Consider the following 18,304-nt stretch of genomic DNA (forward strand, 5'->3'; position numbering starts at 1 on the left):
GTGTGGTACGATTAGGGTCGCCGATCAGCGCGCCGGAGTGTCGGAATCGGCAGACGATCGCGACTCAAAATCGCGTGGGCTCACGCCCGTGGGGGTTCGAGTCCCTCCTCCGGCACATCCATTTGGAAGTCTACTCACATGTCCTGTCCATCCGTCTCTCGGCAGAGGTGTCCTCCCCCGGGTGTCACGGGGTCGCGCCAGTTCGAGAACTAGCGGGCCCCCCGGAAGAGATGGGGATCCAACACGTCGCGCACGGCGTCCCCGACGATGTTGAGACACAGCACGACGACGGTGATCGCGAGGCCGGGAAACACGCTCAGCCACCACCCGTTCGGGAAATACTTTTGCGCATCGGAGAGCATTGCCCCCCATTCTGGCGACGGAGGCTGCGCGCCGAGGCCGATGAAGCTCAGCCCGGCCGCGGCGAGAATGATCGTCCCGGTGTCGAGGGTCACGAGCGCGAGCACCGGCGGGAGCGCGTTCGGCAGGAGGTACCGCAGCGCGATCCACACGGGTGGCAGTCCCACGGCCACCGCGCCCTGGACGTAGTCGCGCTCCCGGATGCCGAGCGTCACGCCGCGAACGAGCCGCGCCACGCCGGGCGTCCCGCCGATCCCGAGCGCGATCATCACGTTGAAGAGCCCCGGCCCGAGGAGCGCGACGACGAAGAGCGCGAGAATCAATCCCGGCATGCCGAGCATGATGTCGGTCAGGCGCATCACGATGAGATCCAGCCAGCCCCCGGCGTAGCCTGCCATCACGCCCACGGCGGTTCCTAGCGCGAATTCGATCGCGACCGCCACCAACCCGACCGTCAGGGACAGCCGGCCCCCAAACAGCATCCGCGCCCACACGTCGCGTCCCATCCCGTCGGTGCCCAGCACGTGGGCGGGCGACGGGCCGCGCAGCCGAACCGGGATGTTCATGACGAACGGGCTGATCCGGGCGAGCACCGGCGCGCCGATCACCGCAACGATGATCGCGGCCAGGACGAGGGCGGCCGCCCGCGTGGTGCGTCCGGTGTGCCAGAAGCGCATCACGGGGCGTCCTCTAGTCGAAGCGCACGCGGGGGTCCGTTAGCGTGTACGAGAGATCGACCACAAGATTCAGGATGAGAAACACCGTCGAAGTGTAGAGCACAATGCCCTGGATGAGCGGGTAGTCCCGCGCAAAGATCGCCTGAACCGCGAGCGTGCCGATCCCGGGGCGGGAGAACACCTGCTCGACGATAATCGCGCCGCCCAGCAGGTTGCCGAACAACAGTCCGACGATGGTGACAATCGGATTCAGCGCGTTGCGGAGCGCATGACGGAGCAGCACCATGCGCTCGCCGAGCCCCTTCGCGCGGGCCGTCCGGATGTACTCCGTACGTAGCACCTCGAGCATGCCCGCGCGGGCGACGCGCGCCACGATCGGCGCGCCCGTCGCGGCGAGCACGCCGGCGGGCATCACCAGCGACTGCCATCCGACCGCCCCGGCGACGGGCAGCCACCCGAGGTGGACGGAGAACAGGTAGATGAGCAGGATTCCCAGCCAAAAACCGGGCACCGACAAGAGCAGCAACGAGCCGATGAGGAGGGCGCGATCGAGCGACGACCCTTGACGGACCGCGGCGATGATCCCGAGCACGAGCCCCGCGGCCGTGCCGAGCCCGAGCCCCGTCAGCGCGAGCTCGAGCGTGTACGGAAACCGCTGGGCAAGCATCGGCCCCACCGCCGTCCCGGATTGCCAGGAGTCTCCGAAGTTGCCGCGCACAGCGTTGAACAAGAAGGCACCGAGTTGCACAAGCAACGGGCGATCCAACCCCAGCCGATGGTGCACCTCCTGCAGGGCGGCGACGCTCAGCGCGCCCCCGCCGTAGAGGGCCTGGGCTGGGTCACCCCCGATCAACCGCATCATCGCAAAGGTGAGCACCGCCACGCCGATCCAGACCGGAACGAACAACGCGAGGCGTCGAAGCGCGTACATGCGGTCAGGCCGTGCCGCGGGGCACAACCGGGATCAGCAGGTGGCTGGCGCGGCCATGCTCGTGCAGCACGACCTGTGCGGCGGGCCGCGCGACGGCATCGTCGCCTGGCGGCGCACCCGTGTTCGGGTTGCGATCGTAGGCGGGCCAGCGCGCCGACATCACGGCCACACGCACCCGGTGCCCGGGCAGGAACACGTTGCTGATCGCGACCAATTCGATGCGATAGGTGTATGGCCGCCCGGGGGCGAGCGGGGACGACTCCGGGCGACCGGAGTCGTTGCGGTAGGACGCGCGAACGATGCCGTCGCATAGTGCCATGCTTCTGCCGTCCGGAAACACGTCGTACAGTGTGGCGGCGAAGTCCGTGTCGGGGGCATCCGTGGCGGCCTCGAGGACCACGAGCGGATGACCGGTCACCTCCATGGGCTGCGCCAGCGCCTCCGAGGTGTAGACCAGCACGTCCTCGCGTCCCAACAACCAACGTTCGTCCAACCGGACCTCGGCGGGCGGATACACGTCCGGGGGCTCGCTCGATGGGGTCGGCGCGTCCGGATCGTATGTGTAGCGGTCCGGGGGCTCGCCCTCCGGCGGCGGCGCCGGTTCGAGTCGGCCGTCGCCGGAAACCGTGTTCGCACGGCCGCCGCTCCGAAAGCACCAGCGTTCGCCCACGGCGGCGGGCGGCGGCCACGTCGGATCGTCCCGCCAGCGATTCTCCCCCATGAGAAAGATCCGACTGCGGCACCCGCGGGCAAAATCCGTCGGCGCAGCGCCGCGGCCCTTCAGCCAGTAGTCGAACCACCGGAGGTGGATCGCGTTCATGTCGAGCATCGCCGCATCCCCGAACTCGAGCCCGCCGAACCGCGGCTCGGGCGCCCGGGTGCCAGCGTGATCCCACGGACCGGCAAGCAGAAACTGGCGGTCGCGGGCCGGCGAGTGCACGGCCATCTCGCGCCAATAGTAGAGCTGCCCGAGCTGGTCTCCGTCGAACCACCCGGTGATGTGCATCACCGGCAAGTCGAGTTGGGCGAAGCGGTTTAGCATACCCATCTGTCGCCAGTAGTCGTCGAGCGTTGGATGCGCGAGCCACTCGCGCCACACCGTGTTGCGTCGACCGACGGCGAGGTCCACGTCCTTGGCAGGACGCGTGCGGATGACGCGCGGCCACTCGATCAACTCAGGGGGTTGCACCGTGCGACCCGCGACCATGTTCAACCACCACATCGCCCACGGCGGACGCAGCTTACCATGTCGATACGGCAGTTCTTCCATCAATCGCCCCGCCGCCGCGGTGCTGACCAGCGTGGTAAGGTGCGGCGGTCCCTCGCGCGCCGCCAGCCACTGCACGAGACCGCCGTACGAGCCCCCCATCATCCCCACGCGGCCGCTCGACCACGGCTGCCGCGCGATCCACTCCACCGTGTCGTAGCCGTCCTCGGCCTCGTTCATGAACGGGTGCCACACGCCGTCAGAGTCTCCCCGGCCGCGGACGTCCTGACTCACGAAGACGTAGCCGTGGGCCGCGAAGTATCGCGCCACCTCCACCCAATGGAATTTCGGGTAGAGACGACGGGCGTTGTCATAAGGGGTCCGCTGCAGGATCGCCGGCCACGTCGACAACGTTCCGCGCGGCGCGTCGGGCAGAAACAGATCAACCGAGAGTTCCACCCCGTCGCGCATCGGAACGCGCACATCGAGCTGCATCACGACGGGAAGAAGTGCGTCGGGGTTCATCTCGACCGTTTGCTCCTCGGGCGCCCGCGAGCCGACCGGCCGGGGATTGCGGGCGGCTCGCGCGGCGCGAGGTCGCGAGTCGCCGCGCAAGCCGCGACCGAAGCCTCCTGGCGCATGACGGTTGCCCGGGGGCGGATCACTTGGCGACGTACGCGTTCTCGACCAGCAGCTCCCCCGTGGCACGGTTCAGGATGACGCCCCCGAACCCGCCCTGCACGACGCGACCGTTCACCTCCGCAGCGAGCATCGCCCAGGGCACGTCGCGCAAGAATTGCGCCTGGAGCCGCTGCATCAACTGAATGCGCACGGTGGGCGAGATCGTGGTCTGGTATAGACGCGACAGCTCGTTGAACGCCGGACTATCGTACGTCGAGAAGTCCAGCGAGCCACCCGTTTGCAGCACCAACCGGAGCACCAGCCCTGGGTCCGAATCCCACGCGTAGCTCGAAACGGAGACGTCGTAGTCGCCCGCCTTGAGCCGCGCCAGCGCGGTGCTGACCTCGTACGCCGTAATCGTCGTCCCGATCCCCAGTTCCTGCAGCTGCGCTTGGACCACCTGGGCGAGATCGGTGAACGGCTGGTAGGACCGCGTCACCAAGCGCAGCGCGACCGGGCGCCCTCCCTTCTGCAACGTCCCACCTTGGTAGGTATACCCGGCCTCCGAGAGCAGCTGCCGAGCGTGCGCGAGATCGTGCCGGTAGGCGTTCTCCGATCCCTTCCAGTACCCGGCCAGCAGCGGACTGAACGGCGCCCAATTGGCGACCGCGTGCCCGTTAAACACGCTAGCGACGATGGCGTTGCGATCCATCGCGTCGTTCAGCGCCTGCCGGACGCGCAGATCCTGAAACATGGCGTTCTTCAGGTTCAACTCGACGTAGTAGACGCGCGGACCCACCGTTTTGAAGAAATGATATTTCGGGTTCGTCGCGTAGGTGTCCCACTGCTCCGGCGGCACGCTGAGCAGCGCGGAGAGCGTGCCGGACTGGAACGCCGCCATCTGTGACGTGAGTTGCGGGATGACCCGAAACACCAACTCGTTGACGTACGGAGGTCCGGGGTGGTCGAAACTCGGCCCCCAGCGGTACGCGGGATTCCGCGCGAGGGTCACCGTCTGACCCGGGAGCCACTCCTTGAACATGAACGGACCGACGCTCGACGGATGCTGCGCGTACTGGTTCCCCCACTTCGCGACCGCGCTCGGATCGGTCGGTTGCAAATACCCCGGGCTGGCGAGCGTCTCGAGCAAGCCGCCGTCCGGGGCCTTCAGCCGCAAGACCAAGGTCGTACTGTCGGGGGCGTCAAACGAGGCCACGGACGACAGAAAATCCCGATCGTAGGGGGACGCCGTGGCCGGATCGACGTCCCGTTCAAAGGTGGTCTTGACGTCCGCCGCAGTCATGGGTTTCCCGCTGTGGAACATGATCCCCGGCTTCAGGTGGAAGGTCAAGGTCTTCCCGTTCGGGCTCCATTCCCATCGATCGGCGAGCCACGGCACGACGCGGCCGTCCGGCGCGATCGCCGTCAGCGCGGCGCCGATGTAGTTCGAGATCTCATCTTCGTCGGCCAGCGTCATGCGAGGCGCGTCGAGCGTCTTGGGGTCCTGTTGAACGGCCAGCACGAACGCGCCCCCGACGCTCGGCCCGGCCGCGCCCAGGGCCGCGGAACGGCCTCCCCACGGAGTGAGCACGAGGGCGATGAGGGCGGCCGCGGCGTACCCCCGGCGAAGCCGCCTAGCGATTCGTCCTGACATTGGATCCATTCCCCCCTCTTCCCCAAGATGCATCGGGCTGGGCGAACGCTCGCGGTGACGGCCGCACCCGTCCCATCACGGATCCCTCGACACAGCGCATCGGTCGCTCCGAGCCCATCAGATCGAATCCGCCTGCCTGCCCAGCGAGTTCTCAGAGGCCGCTCCCGTCTCCTGCCGCCTTTCCACCACCGAGGCGCGCACATCCGGGCGTTCTGTCGCGCGCACCGATCGCGCCTCGGGCCGTCCGCGAGCGCGTCCGCCGGCGATCGCTTGATGAATTTGTAGACTTGAATATAATAAATTGAGATATAAAGCCGGCCGATCGGAGGCTCCATTGTGCGGCTCATCAATACCCTGGTCGTCACAAGGCATGTTAAGCCCGTTTTGGGTCAAACTCGTGGCCCACAACGTTGCACGCGGGGCCGCACACGAGAATGACGCGTTGGCCGCGTTCGCGAGGGCAGCGGATGGCTGAGTCCGCGTTTGCCTTTGCCGCGCCCGAGAGCCCCGGGTTCCTCCTCTGGCAAACGACCGTCGTCTGGCAGAGGCAGATCAAAGAGGCGCTGGAGCCTTTCGAGATCTCTCATGCCCAGTTCGTGATCCTGGCGATCCTGTTGTGGTCGCAAGAGGCTGAAACGGAGCCGAACCAGACGCTGATCGCGCGTCAGTCCAAGCTCGACAAGATGACGGTGTCCACATCGCTGAAGAAATTGGGTGTGAAACGGTATGTCAGACGAACCGAAAGCGACCGGGACCCCCGGGCAAATTCGGTGCGCTTAACGGACAGAGGCAAACAGCTCGCAACGAAGCTGGTGCCGATCGTCGAAGGGATCGACAAGACGTTCTTCGGTGTGCTCACGCCAACCCGGCAGCGCGAACTCGTCACCACGTTGGCAAGTCTGTTGCGGGAGGAACGGGGATGAACAAGACACGCTACTGGATCGGCGCGGCGTCGAAAGACCACGTGCGCATGGGAATCAAGGGGGGCTTTGCGCAGTTCTGCCACGGGAAGCTGGGTCCGGCCGAGAAACTCTCGAAAGGCGATTGGGTGATTCTCTACTCAAGCAAGCAGAGATTCGGCGAACCCACGGTCTGCCAAGAATTCACCGCGATCGGTCAGGTGGTTGACGCGGCGCCAACCCAAGTCGAGCAGGCCCCTGGGTTCAAACCCTACAGGCGCAAGGTCAGGTATCATAAGTCCCGGGCGGTCAACATACGGCCGCTGATTGAGAAACTCTCGTTCATACGAAACAGGGCGAGATGGGGGATGGCGTTTCGATTCGGGTTTCTCGAAATCCGCCCGGACGATTTTGGCACGATTGCGACCGAGATGCTGTCGAACGCCGGGCGTGATCGAACGCCGCTGCCCGCGATACCCGCGCGTTTGCCGCGGGACCGCGCCCGTGCGCGCGCGCAAGGCGCCGGCCCCGATCAGCCTGCCACGACGACCCGATCTCGCCCTTCGGCCTTCGCCCGGTAGAGGGCGGCGTCGACCGCTCGAAGCGAGGCCGCCATCGTCGACCCGTGTTCGGGAAAGACGACCACACCCGCAGACACGCTCAGCGGTCCCAACACGCGGCCGCCGTGGAGCACGGAGAGGTGTTTCACGCCCTCCCGGAGTTCTTGCGCGCGTTCGAACACGGCGGTGCCGTCGAACTCCGGTAAGATCAACACGAACTCCTCCCCGCCGTACCGGCACGGGATATCCTCCGCCCGCACCCGCGCGCGGAGAAACGCGCCGAACTCTCGCAGCACGGTGTCGCCCGCCTCGTGTCCGAACGTGTCGTTGAACGCCTTGAAGCGGTCAAGATCGAGCATGATGATCCCGACCGGGACACCCCGCCGCTGCGCGCGCCGCAATTCTCGATCTAGGGTCTCCTCCAGGTACCGCCGGTTGAACAACCCCGTCAACGGGTCGCGGATCGACTGGGCACGCAGCGAGTCCCGGAGGCGAAGGTTGGCGATCGCCGGGGCGATTCGCTGGGCGGCCGCGCCGGCCAAGCGCTGGACGGCGATCGGATCCGCACTCGTGTCGGGAACGCGCAGCACCAGCACGCCTAGGGTTTCGCCGTGCGCGGCCAGCGGGACGCACAGGCAGGTGTCCGACGATACGGCCGCAAGATGCCGACAGACCAGCGCCACGCCCGTCGGCCCGGCGCTGTGAATTCGCCCCTGTCGCAACGCCCAGCAGTCGTTTGGAGCAAACACGGAGTCGCCCGGCGGCGCCGCGCCCCAGACGCTCGTCGCCTCAACGGAGTCTCGCGACGCGCTGGTGACACACAGCGCCCCAGACGTTCCCGGCAGCAGCTCGGCGAGGCTGCGCGCCGCCGCGACATACGCTTCGTCGACGGTGGCACAGGCGAGGAGGAGGTCGCTCATACCGGCGAGGAACGAGATTTCATGTCGCTCGCGCTCCAACACGGCGGCGGATGCTTGAAGTTCCGCGTGCGCCTGTCGAACGGCCTCTTCCATCTTTCTGCGGCGGGTGATGTCCCGAATCGCGCCCTCGTAGACGGTCACGAGCCCGGCGGCATCGGCGACGCCACGAATCGTCTCGAGGACCCACACCATGGTGCCGTCGCGTCGGCGTAGTTGCGTCTCGAAATCAAGCACGCGGTCGGCCGCCAGCTCGTTGGCCTCGCGGAACTTCTGCGCATCGACGTACAGGTCGCCGGGCTCGGCCGCGAGCAACGCTTCCCGACTCGAGTACCCGAGGATGCTTACGAGCGCCAGATTCACGTCGACGAAGGCGCCGTCGCGGCCGCGACGATAGAGGCCGATCGGGATCCCGTCAAACAACCCGCGGTATCGCCTCTCCGACTCTCGCACCGCTGCCTCGGCGCGCTTTTGGTCGGTGATGTCCTGCATCAGGGCGATCACCGCCTTACGACCGGCCCACCGCAGCACGTGGGTGAAGACGCTGACGGTGATGATTTGACCGTCCCTGCGGCGGTGCCGCCACTCGCCCGTTGTCTGCAACCCCGGGCTCTGCTTCCGGACCGTGGCCAGCAGCGCCGGGACGTCCTCTGCGGGGCGAATGTCGCTGATGCGCATCGACAGAAACTCCGCACGAGAGTACCCGTAGTGGAGGACCGCGGCCTCATTGACCGCAAGATACCGCAGTGTGTTGAAGTCGTAGATGCACATGGGCAGCGGGCTGGTTTCGAACAGCACGCGGAACGGAACGTCGCTGCGCGCGGACGGCGGCGGGACCCGGGCGTCTACCGTCGGCGAACGCCGGCCGCCTCCCCGGACGTTCCCCGATTTTGTGGGCTTCACCACGCCTCCCATCGCCCGGATCGCTCCCTCACCGCGAGCCGGCTACGGGACAACGGTTGGTGCGGGGGCGCGCTCGATGAGGGCCGCGTCAGATTCCGCGTCGGCGCCGGATACAGCCCGATCAGCGAACGCAACCATGGCAGGGCTCCCTTCCCGTTCCTCAGCGCCCGGTGTGGCTCTCATGCAGGCGGACGCCATCGATTCTTCGCCGCCACCATGAGGGCGACGGGCGTCCGTCATGTGCATACCCTGGTTGCCGCGGGGTTAGACGCCCGGGGGAGCGGACCGCGGGTCGGCTACTGCGCCGGCACGACGCGACAGAAGCATTCAACCACGCGAGGATCGAACTGCGTCCCGGCGCACCGGCGCAGTTCGGCGATCGCATCGTCGTGCGACCGGGGTGAGCTGTAGACCCGGTCCTCCGTCATGGCGGCGTACGCGTCGACCACGCTCAGAATGCGCGCGCCCAACGGAATGGCCTCGCCGTGAATGCCGTCCGGGTACCCCGACCCGTCCCAATGCTCCTGATGGTGTCTCACGATGGCGCGGATCGGGATCATCCGCTCGCTTGTCGAGAGGATCGCCTCGCCCATAATGGGATGCCGCTCAAACAGCGCACGGTCCTCGGGGGTCAACGGACCTGTCTTCTTGAGAATCGCGTCGGGGATGCCCAGCTTGCCGATGTCGTGCAGCAAGGCAGCCCACCCGATGGTCCGGACCTCCTCGGGGTCGCATCCCAGGACCCTCGCGACCGCCTCGGCCCACACCGCGACCCGTTCGCTGTGGCCGGCGGTCCGGTGATCCCGAACGTCCAGCGCGCGCACCAGCGCGCGCACCAGATCGAGGTCCGCGTCGGCCAGGCGCTGAAACAATCGCGTCCGCCGAATCGCGGTGCCCCCGATGTCCGCGATAGCGTTCAACAGGTTCACATCGCGCGGCGTGAACGGGCGGCGCTCAACGCTCCGTGCGAGCACGAGCACGCCCACCGTGGTCTTCTCCGCGCGCAACGGCACGATTGACATCGGCCCCCACATGCCGGCGGACGGATCGATCCACGCTGAGCCGTTGCCGGACCCCGGCGCCGCCAAGGCGAGGGTCGCGCCGCTCGCCACGGCCTCCCGCCACGTGGGGCACGGGATCGGCAGCGTGCTGCCGATCGGCAGGGTGCCGGGGCCGGCGCGATGCACGAGCGTCACCGCCTCATGGTTCGCCTCCAGAAGAAGCACGCCGGCATAGTCTGCACGGAGAACCCGGGCTGCGTATCCGGCAAAAAGCGGATACAGCTCTTCCGGGGTCTGCGCCGCTCGCAGCGCGGCGCTCAGCCCGCGAAGCACCTTGAGGTCGGCCGCCTGCTGTTGCGTCTCGGTGAGCAGTCGAAGCCGATCCACGGTGGTTCCAATCAGTCTCCCCGCGGTCTTCGCAAACCCGACCTCCACATCCGACCACAGCCTCGGCCGCGCGGACGCGACGACCAACCCGCCGACCCGCCGCCGCCCGGCCCACATCGGAACTGTCAGCGTCGCGCGAAGACCGAGACCCGCCATGACGTCGGCCATCGCCTGCCCGGCTGGGCCGGCGACGCTTCGCCAGTCGTCCACGGCTCGGAGTTCGTGCATCGCTGCCCCGGCTCGTCTCGCGAGGGCGGCCACTGCCGTCCCCGCCTGCGGTGCGCCTCGGCTCACGACGTGCTCCCCGACCCAGATGCCCCCGGCCTCGCACCGGCACGCACGCAGCATCTTGAGGAGCACGGCGGCGAGGAACGACCGCGGGTGCGTGGCGATCGCGGCATCCCCAGCGATCTCGTTGAGCGTCCGGAAGCACCCGGCGAGGTGTCGCGCGTCACGTGCGTCGCGGTGGGCGTCGCGCGTGAGTTGTCCAGGCGTCATGCACGCACCGCGCCCGATGGCGACCGACGCGCACCACCCACGTTTCCGCGGCAACCGTCGAACATGCCGAGCGGAGTGCAAGCGGCCCCAGCCCCGTGGCGCCGCCGCACACTGTATAACGGCCTCGTCGGGAACGGAGCAGCGCGCCGCTGGCGAAGACCCGCCGTGACGTGCATTGACCCCTCCCTTGGCTGCAGAGTTCCCGCTACTTTGAGGCAAGTTGATACTCATTTCGATATAGATGAAGTATTCTCCTACGCCTATTTCTGAGTTCAATCGTATACGACTTATGAATGATTCATACGCGCAAGATAAACCGCGGCCGAGGAGAAGAACACGCGCAGGCTACGGGACTGAGGTACGCGCGCAACGACCCCGGCGCCTCAATCCCTTGGCTGAACTCAGGGTGTTCACGGGTCTGGGCAACGATGGCGGAACGCGACGCGGTCATCCGACAAACGGCTTAGACGGATGCGGCTCCCGGCGCGAAAATCTTGAGGTAGTGTCCGAGCAAGATCCGGAGTGGTCCCGGCCTGGCCGCCCATCCCGCGACCGCCCCGAGTGCGCTCGCGGGGAGGACGAGCGAGGCCTTGGTGCCCCATTCGAGGATGCGGTACGACCGACGTGCACGCAGCGCGAACGCCCGGTAGCGTGCACGCGCGACATCGAGGCTGATCCGCCCAGCGAGCGCCTGGTCAATGAGCCGCCCGGCGACGCCGCCGGCACGAACGGCGAGCCGAATGCCTTCGCCGGTGAACGGCAAACACTGACCGGCCGCATCACCCACGACGAACACGCCGTCCACCACGGGCGGTCGGAAGCCGCCCCCGAGGAACCCGCCGTGCCTCGGCCCAGACGGCAGGCCCAGGCGGCACAAAAACACGTCCAACGCCGGCCCCACCTGTGTGCGTGCGCGGTAGCTGATGAGTCCCACACGCGAGGTGGTGCCCGCCGGGAACACCCAGAGATATCCGTCGGGCAGGATGTCCGGCCAGAAATAGAAATGCAGGCCCGTGTCGAACGCGACCGGCACGGTGGCCTCGAGGCCGAAACCGACGTAGCCTCCGGGATGCCCAGGACGACGGGTCCCGCCGGACAGGGCGGCCCTCCATCCGGTTGCATCGACCAGCACCCGCCCCGACACGTCTCCCGCGGTCGTGCGCACCAACGACTCCGCGCGCCCGTGGACGAAGGCGCGGATGATCGGGGCGTCCGCGCCCCGGAACACGGCAACGCAACACGCACGGTAGTCAAACGTGCAGAATGGCTCAGGCAGCGGCCACCGGACCGTTCGTCCGGGCGTGTGGATCACCAGATCGTCGTGCGACTCTTGGACGGCGGACGAGGCGCCGATCGATGCCAGCACGCTGATCGGCGTACCGCACGCTGACGTCTGTCCCTCGCCGACTGCCTGATGGTCGATCAGCACCGTTCGCCCGGGCAACTCCCGGGCAACGGCCAGTCCCGCGAACGAGGCGCCGGCGATGACGACGTCGGCCTCCGTCGTAGGCTGAGAGGCCGCGCTGGCGTCGGGCGAACGCATCGACTCCCCCTCGGATGTCCGCATGCGCCGCGGACGCGCTATCTTCGGGCCGGCCGCGACGCCTGGTCGAGCGCCGCCCGCAGCCCGGCGATCGTCACCTGACCCCGCGCGATCTCCACGCCGTCCAGGGCGACGACCGGAATCACCTCGCGATATCGGGCGTGCAGATCGGGGTCGCGCGTGATGTCCGCGAGCCGTAGCTCAAACGAGAACTCCCGCCGCAGGCGCGCGGCGACCTGCTCCGCCTTCTCGCAGAGGCAACAGCCCGGCTTGCCGTAGATCGTGAGCGTCACGGCGACACCGGCCGGGCGAAGTGCAGCGAGGGTCGCGAGCGTGCTGCAGGCAGGGTCACGGCGTCGAGCGTTACAATGACGATGCGCAACCCGAGCCCTCGGAGTCCCTCCACCACACCGCCCCGGATGTTGAGGGCGCCGGCGAGCGCCTGCGGATCTCCGATCGCGACCACCGCGTACGGCGCTGACAACCGTTCCCCGTCGGCGATGATCGTCCCGCCGACCTGGCTGAACCCTGTGGTTGCGGTGACCCGGTGCCCGCTGACCGCGACCGCCTCCGCTCCGGCAGCCCACAACTCGTTTGCGACGCTGGCGAGGTCCACGTACTGCACGACCGCCGGCGCCTGCCCGGCCCCGGGAGCCTTGCCGTCGTCCATGGTCACGCGGACGCCGGGACCGATCAACGCGACGAAACCGGAAACGGTGCGGATCGCGTCGAGTTCCTGGACCAGTGCCTGGTCGGCACTGCGCCGTTGCGCGGCCGCGGACTCAAACTCGACGAGTCGGCGGGTGAGCCCGGCCACCTGAGCCTCCAGGCCCCGGCGCGCCTCGCGCTCCTGGCCGAGCATCGCCGCGAGCGCGTACACGTTCCGGGTCGGCACGCCCTCCTGGCCCGAGAGCGCCCGACCCGCACGCAATTGCACGACAACCAGGAACCCAAGCGCCATCAGCAGCACAGCGAGGAGTGCCTGCCACCACGCCGTGCTACTCTTCCCAGACATTCCCCTCGCCGAAGACCTGCTCGAGTTCCTGCTGGAGTTCGGCGGTGTCCGCGAGCCGGATCCGAACCGGGATGACGTGCTCGCCGGTGTCCGTGACGACGTGCGCGCAGACCTGTCGGTCGCCCGGGTGCGCCTCGAGATACTGATACAACTGCTCGATCTCCTCGCGTGTTGTCACGCGGATCCGGAGCGGGGCACGCACGCCGCTGCTGCGGTCCGGCCTTGGGGGTTCCGGCGCCACGCGCACGGCGGTGGCGGTCCCGGCGGCGCTCACCGGGGCGCTCGACGCGGCACGGACCGACGGCGCGCCGTTCCGAGCGGGCCGTCCGTTGCCGTACCGGTCCCCCCGCCCCCGCGGCGCCCGCGGCGGGACATGAAGGTCGGCTGCTTCCTCCGGCGTTGCCGGGAGCGGGATGACCTCGTCGCAGAGGAGCTTGGCGCCCTGCTCGTCGATGCCCACCTTGCCGCGGAGGAGCACCACCGCATCCCGCTTGAGCGCAAAGCCCTGCTGCTCGTACGCCCGCGGGAACACGAGCACCTCCACGCTGCCGGTCAGATCCTCCAGGGTCAGAAACGCCATCGCCGATCCCGACCGCGTAATGCTGCGCTTGACGGCCCCGACCAACCCTCCGACGACGACCTCTTGGCGATCGCGCAGGTCGGGCAACTGAGCAATTGTGGTCGTCGCCTTACTGTTGATGAGAGGCTGCCACCGCCTGAGAGGATGGTCGGAGATGTACAGTCCCAACATCTCCCGCTCCATCGTCAGGCGTTCCTCGGGGCTGAACTCCTGGACCGGGGCCGCCGCTTCCGGCAGGACGGGCGCGCTCGCGCCGAGGTCGAACAGACCGGTCTGCCCCTGGGCCCGCGCCCGCTGGCTGCGCTGCGCCTGCTCCAGCGTGTCATCGAGCGACTGCAGCATCTGCGCCCGCGACGCGCCGAGCGAGTCGAGCGCCCCCGCCTTGACGAGACTCGCGATCACTCGCTGGTTCACTTGGCGGGTGTCGACGCGCGCGCACAGGTCCGCGAGGGTTCGGAACGGTGCGCCGGACGCCCGCGCCGCGATGATCGTGTCCACGGCCCCCACGCCGACGTTCCGGATCGCCGCGAGCCCGAACCGAATGGCCCCGCCCACGACGGTGAACGATGCCTCGCTCTCGTTGACGTCGGGGGGCAGGATCTGGATCCCCATGCGTTGGCACTCGCCGACCGCTTGGGCGATCCGCTCCATGTCCCCGGCGGTGCTGCTGAGCACCGCGGTCATGTACTCCGCGGAGTAGTGCGCCTTCAGGTAGGCGGTGTAGTACGCGATCAGGCCGTAGCACGCCGCGTGCGCCCGATTGAAGCCGTAGCGCGCGAATGGCTCAAACTGCTCGAAGATCTGGTCGACGATCCTGGCCGGCACGCCGTTCTTGCGGGCGCCGGCGACGAATTTCTCTCGCTGGGCCAGCAGGCGATCCTTGATCTTCTTGCGGATCGCGTAGCAGAGCACGTCGGCTTCGGCCAGCGTGTACCCTGCGACCGCCTGCGCGACGGTCATGATGTCCTCCTGGTAGACCATCACGCCGTAGGTCTCCTTGAGGACCGGCTCCAGCAACGGGTGGAGGTAGGTCACCGGCTCCTCGCTGTGCTTGCGCCGGATGTACGCGGGGATGTTCGCCATCGGGCCGGGCCGGAACAGGGCGACCATCGCCATCACGTCCTCGATCCGGTCCGGCCGCAACTCGCGAAGGTAGCGCGTCATGCCGCGACCTTCCAGTTGGAAGATCCCGGTCGTGTCGCCGGAGGCCAGCAGCGCGTACGTCGGTTGATCGTCGAGCGGCAGGCGTTTCAGATCGATGTCGACCCCGTGCGTGTCACGGATCAGCGCGATCGCGGTATCGAGGATCGTCAGGTTGGTGAGCCCCAGGAAATCCATCTTGAGGAGCCCGAGCCGGGCGACGCTGTTCATGTCGTACTGCGTCATCAAGAGGTCGCCCTTGGTCGCCCGCTGCAGCGGGACATGATCGGTCAGCGGATCACGAGAGATGATGACGCCGGCCGCGTGCGTGCTGGCGTGCCGGGCGACACCCTCGAGTTTCTGGGCCATGTCAAGGAGCTGGCGGATCTGCGGCGAACCGTCGGCGGCCGCGCGCAGTTCGGGCTCCGCCGCGAGCGCGTCTTTGAGCGCGACGTTGGCGCCGGGCACCAGCTTGGCGATCCGATCGACGTCGCCGTACGGAAGCCCCATCACGCGCCCGACGTCGCGGATCGCGGCGCGGGCCCCCATCGTGCCGAACGTGATGATCTGGGCCACACGATCGGCTCCGTACCGGTCCACGACGTACTTGATCACCTCGTCGCGCCGGCTGTCCATGAAGTCCACGTCGATGTCCGGCATCGTGTAGCGCTCGAGGTTCAGAAACCGGTCAAACGGGAGGCGATACGCGAGCGGGTCGACATCGGTCACGCCGCACGTGTACAGGACGAGGCTGCCGGCCGCGGAGCCTCGCACCGTCGTCAGAATGCCGCTGCGGCGAGCGAAGTTCACAAAGTCCTGCACGATCAGGAAGTACGCCGCGTAGCCCATCTTCGTGATGACGCCGAGCTCGTAGTCGAGCCGCTCGCGCACCGGCTGGGTCATCTGTCCGAAGAGCCGCACGGCCCCCTGCTCGCAGAGACGGCGGAGGTACGACTCCGGGGTCTCGCCCTCGGGCACGACCACGTGCGGGAGCTTGAGCGTGTCGGTATCGAGCGTCACTCGGCACCGCTCGGCGATCACGAGCGTGTTCCGGAGGGCCTCGGGCAGATCCGGGAAGCGCGCCGCCATCTCCTCCGGGCTCTTCAGGTAGAATTGCGGCGTGTCGCCCATCCGCGGCTTGTCGTGCTGGTCGAGGCTCATCCCCATCTGGATGCACATCAGCGCGTCCTGGGCGTCGGCCTCGTCCTGGGTCACGTAGTGCACGTCGTTCGTGGCGACGAGGGGCAACCGCATCTCGCGGGCGAGCTGGACGACGCCGCGTACGACGGTCTCTTGATCGGCCAGCCCGTGGTTTTGGACCTCAAGGTAGAAATTGTCCGGCCCCAGGATATCGCGGTACGCCGCGGCCAGGTCACGGGCGGCCTTCATGTCGTCGCGCAGGATCGCCCGCGGGATCTCGGCTTGGAGGCATCCCGACAGGCCGATCAGGCCTTTCGCATGCCGGCTGAGCAACTCCCGGTCGATCCGCGGTTTGTAGTAGAACCCGTCGAGGTGCGCCGCGGTCGTGAGCTGCAGGAGGTTCCGGTAGCCCTCGTCGGTTGACGCGAGCAGCACCAGATGGAACGCCGATGCGTCCAGCCTCGGGTCTCGATCGGTCATCCGGCGGGGCGCGACATACGCCTCGACGCCGATGATCGGGACGATGCCGTGCGCGCGCGCGCTCTCGTAGAACTCCACCGCGCCGTACATCACGCCGTGATCGGTCACACCGAGCGCCGGAATCCCCAATGCCGCCGCGCGCTGCATCAGCGCGTCGATCCGGCTTTCTCCGTCCAGCAGGGAATACTCGGTGTGAAGATGACAGTGGACGAACTCAGCGGGCATCCGGCGTCTCCTTGAAGATCCTAGCTGCGTGCTCGCGCATCGGCGTGTTTGGAAGGCCCAACCTGCTTCGTTCTACTTCTACCAAAAGCCGGTCTGCCCTCTTCGCGGCACCGCCGCCGGGACAGCGGAGTCCGATCGGGCTGTCCCTCCTCGCGGCTACCCTGCCTCGGCAACCAGGAGGACGTTCACGTGACTCGTGTGCGGACTCGTGTCCACCGGTCGGGCTCGCACGATCCGGTACCCAGCCGCCTGCAGGACGTCCGCGTCTCCTCCGAGACACCGCAGCGACCGCCCCAGGTACACGATCCGTTCGACCCCGGCACGACGGAGGGCCGGCACGACCCCCGGCGTGAGCCCCGTCCCGTCCGGGCGCAGGAACGCGAGGCGCACGGGCGTCGCCCGCGCGGCCTTCTGCACCGCCCGCGCCGCGTCGCGGGTGTAGAAGGTGCAGTTCTCGATCCGGTTGTCGCGGACGTTGGCGCGGGCGGCGTCGACCAACGGGCCGCTCGTGACGCCCACGGCGCGGCCGGCGGCAAGCGCGAGATGCAGCGTGTACGCGCCGATCCCGGCACCGATCTCGATCACCGTATCGGACCCGGACGCGTCCAGCGCGGTCAGGATCAGCTCGATCACACCAGGCAGCGCCCGTGCGTTCGCCGGGAACTCCGCGAGCAGCGGGACGCCATAGCGCACCCCGGCGACCTCTTCCCGCACGCGGGTCCGCCCCCAGAGAAGCGACGGTCGCCGCCCGGCCGGCACGGGACCACGTCGCGGGACGCCGACCTCGAGGATCCCGACGAGCCCAGGGACACGGTCGAGAAGCGCACGCACGACCGCCGTGCGCGCCGCCGCACCGAGAGGTTCGGTGACGGTGAGCCCGAGCAGCACCTCGCCGGTTGCCGCGCCGACGCGACCGATCACGCCGCGGAACGGCGGGCCGTCCGCGAGCGCCGCCCACCCGTCGCGGACCGCCCCGAGGAGCGCGACATTCGCCGGGTGCTGGACCGGGCAGGTCTGGGCGTCGATCACGCGGGTCTCGCCCCAGGCGTAGAACCCCAGCACCGGCGCTCCGTCGGGCGGACCGGCGGTCGCTTCAAGCCGAGTCCGGAACCCCCACGGGGGACCCCATCCGATCGCCGGCTCCACCTCGACGGTCCGAAGGCCGGGACGCGCGAGCGCCTGGGCCACCAGCAGAGCCTTTTGCTCGAGCTGCGTGACGTAGTTCAGGTGCTGCCACTGGCAGCCGCCGCACTGCCCAAAGTATGGGCACAGCGGCGGCACTACCCCCTCGCCCGGCCGCCGGAGCGCCACCACCCGGCCGCGCGTCGACCCGCGGGCGGTCTTGAGAATCTCCACTGTGGCGACTTCGCCGGGCGCCGCATAGGGCACGGCCAGGACCCGGCCGCCGACGCGGCCGAGGGCCGTGCCGTCCGATCCCATCTGCTCAAACGCCACGATCACGTGGGCGCCGGGTACCAGGGCCTTCGGCGGACGGACACGCGCTCGCGCCGGCGGCGGCATCTTGCGCTTCGTGGCTGACGAACGTCCCTGGCCCGGACCCGACCG

13 protein-coding genes and 1 tRNA gene are annotated in these 18,304 nt (G+C 68.2%); 3 read left to right on the forward strand and 11 right to left on the reverse strand.

Features of this window, described 5'->3' with window-relative positions:
- Window positions 1-31 precede the first annotated feature (31 nt).
- Window positions 32-115: transfer RNA gene (locus VKZ50_00610), tRNA-Leu, on the forward strand.
- Window positions 116-209: 94 nt separating this feature from the next.
- Here VKZ50_00610 and VKZ50_00615 read toward each other — a convergent pair.
- The 4 genes from VKZ50_00615 to VKZ50_00630 form a co-directional block, all read right to left on the reverse strand.
- Window positions 210-1,037: an ABC transporter permease gene (locus VKZ50_00615; protein ID HLJ58216.1), complete on the reverse strand. Its 828-nt coding sequence runs from the start codon at window positions 1,035-1,037 to the stop codon at window positions 210-212.
- Between the two features lie 13 nt (window positions 1,038-1,050).
- Entirely contained in the window at window positions 1,051-1,968 is a 918-nt protein-coding gene (locus VKZ50_00620) for an ABC transporter permease (GenBank protein HLJ58217.1), read from the reverse strand.
- 4 nt (window positions 1,969-1,972) lie between these two features.
- Window positions 1,973-3,700: a CocE/NonD family hydrolase gene (locus tag VKZ50_00625; GenBank protein HLJ58218.1), complete on the reverse strand. Its 1,728-nt coding sequence runs from the start codon at window positions 3,698-3,700 to the stop codon at window positions 1,973-1,975.
- A gap of 136 nt (window positions 3,701-3,836) precedes the next feature.
- Entirely contained in the window at window positions 3,837-5,450 is a 1,614-nt protein-coding gene (locus VKZ50_00630) for an ABC transporter substrate-binding protein (protein HLJ58219.1), read from the reverse strand.
- Window positions 5,451-5,917: 467 nt separating this feature from the next.
- Here VKZ50_00630 and VKZ50_00635 point away from each other — a divergent pair, with 467 nt between their 5' ends.
- Both VKZ50_00635 and VKZ50_00640 read left to right on the forward strand, forming a co-directional pair.
- Complete coding sequence (locus VKZ50_00635) at window positions 5,918-6,373, forward strand: MarR family winged helix-turn-helix transcriptional regulator (GenBank protein ID HLJ58220.1); 456 nt, start codon at window positions 5,918-5,920, stop codon at window positions 6,371-6,373.
- Entirely contained in the window at window positions 6,370-6,930 is a 561-nt protein-coding gene (locus VKZ50_00640) for an EVE domain-containing protein (GenBank protein ID HLJ58221.1), read from the forward strand. Before VKZ50_00635 ends, VKZ50_00640 begins: the two co-directional genes overlap by 4 nt.
- Here the strand turns inward: VKZ50_00640 and VKZ50_00645 are convergent.
- From VKZ50_00645 to rlmD, 7 genes are all read right to left on the reverse strand, one after another.
- Window positions 6,882-8,741 (reverse strand): diguanylate cyclase, encoded by a 1,860-nt coding sequence (locus VKZ50_00645; GenBank protein ID HLJ58222.1) that lies wholly within the window; start codon window positions 8,739-8,741, stop codon window positions 6,882-6,884. The two genes, VKZ50_00640 and VKZ50_00645, sit on opposite strands and share 49 nt — an antisense overlap.
- 284 nt (window positions 8,742-9,025) lie before the next feature.
- Window positions 9,026-10,615: an HD domain-containing phosphohydrolase gene (locus VKZ50_00650; GenBank protein ID HLJ58223.1), complete on the reverse strand. Its 1,590-nt coding sequence runs from the start codon at window positions 10,613-10,615 to the stop codon at window positions 9,026-9,028.
- A gap of 463 nt (window positions 10,616-11,078) precedes the next feature.
- Window positions 11,079-12,158, reverse strand: coding sequence for a hypothetical protein (locus VKZ50_00655; GenBank protein ID HLJ58224.1), 1,080 nt, complete (start codon window positions 12,156-12,158; stop codon window positions 11,079-11,081).
- Window positions 12,159-12,196: 38 nt separating this feature from the next.
- Entirely contained in the window at window positions 12,197-12,451 is a 255-nt protein-coding gene (locus VKZ50_00660) for a glutaredoxin family protein (GenBank protein HLJ58225.1), read from the reverse strand.
- Window positions 12,448-13,173: a DUF881 domain-containing protein gene (locus VKZ50_00665; GenBank protein ID HLJ58226.1), complete on the reverse strand. Its 726-nt coding sequence runs from the start codon at window positions 13,171-13,173 to the stop codon at window positions 12,448-12,450. Before VKZ50_00665 ends, VKZ50_00660 begins: the two co-directional genes overlap by 4 nt.
- Entirely contained in the window at window positions 13,157-16,738 is a 3,582-nt protein-coding gene (locus tag VKZ50_00670) for a DNA polymerase III subunit alpha (protein HLJ58227.1), read from the reverse strand. The genes VKZ50_00665 and VKZ50_00670 overlap by 17 nt, the downstream gene beginning before the upstream one ends.
- A gap of 156 nt (window positions 16,739-16,894) precedes the next feature.
- Entirely contained in the window at window positions 16,895-18,259 is a 1,365-nt protein-coding gene (rlmD, locus tag VKZ50_00675) for a 23S rRNA (uracil(1939)-C(5))-methyltransferase RlmD (GenBank protein HLJ58228.1), read from the reverse strand.
- Between the last annotated feature and the right edge of the window lie 45 nt (window positions 18,260-18,304).

This window comes from bacterium (assembly GCA_035295165.1).
GTDB lineage: Bacteria > Sysuimicrobiota > Sysuimicrobiia > Sysuimicrobiales > Segetimicrobiaceae > JAJPIA01.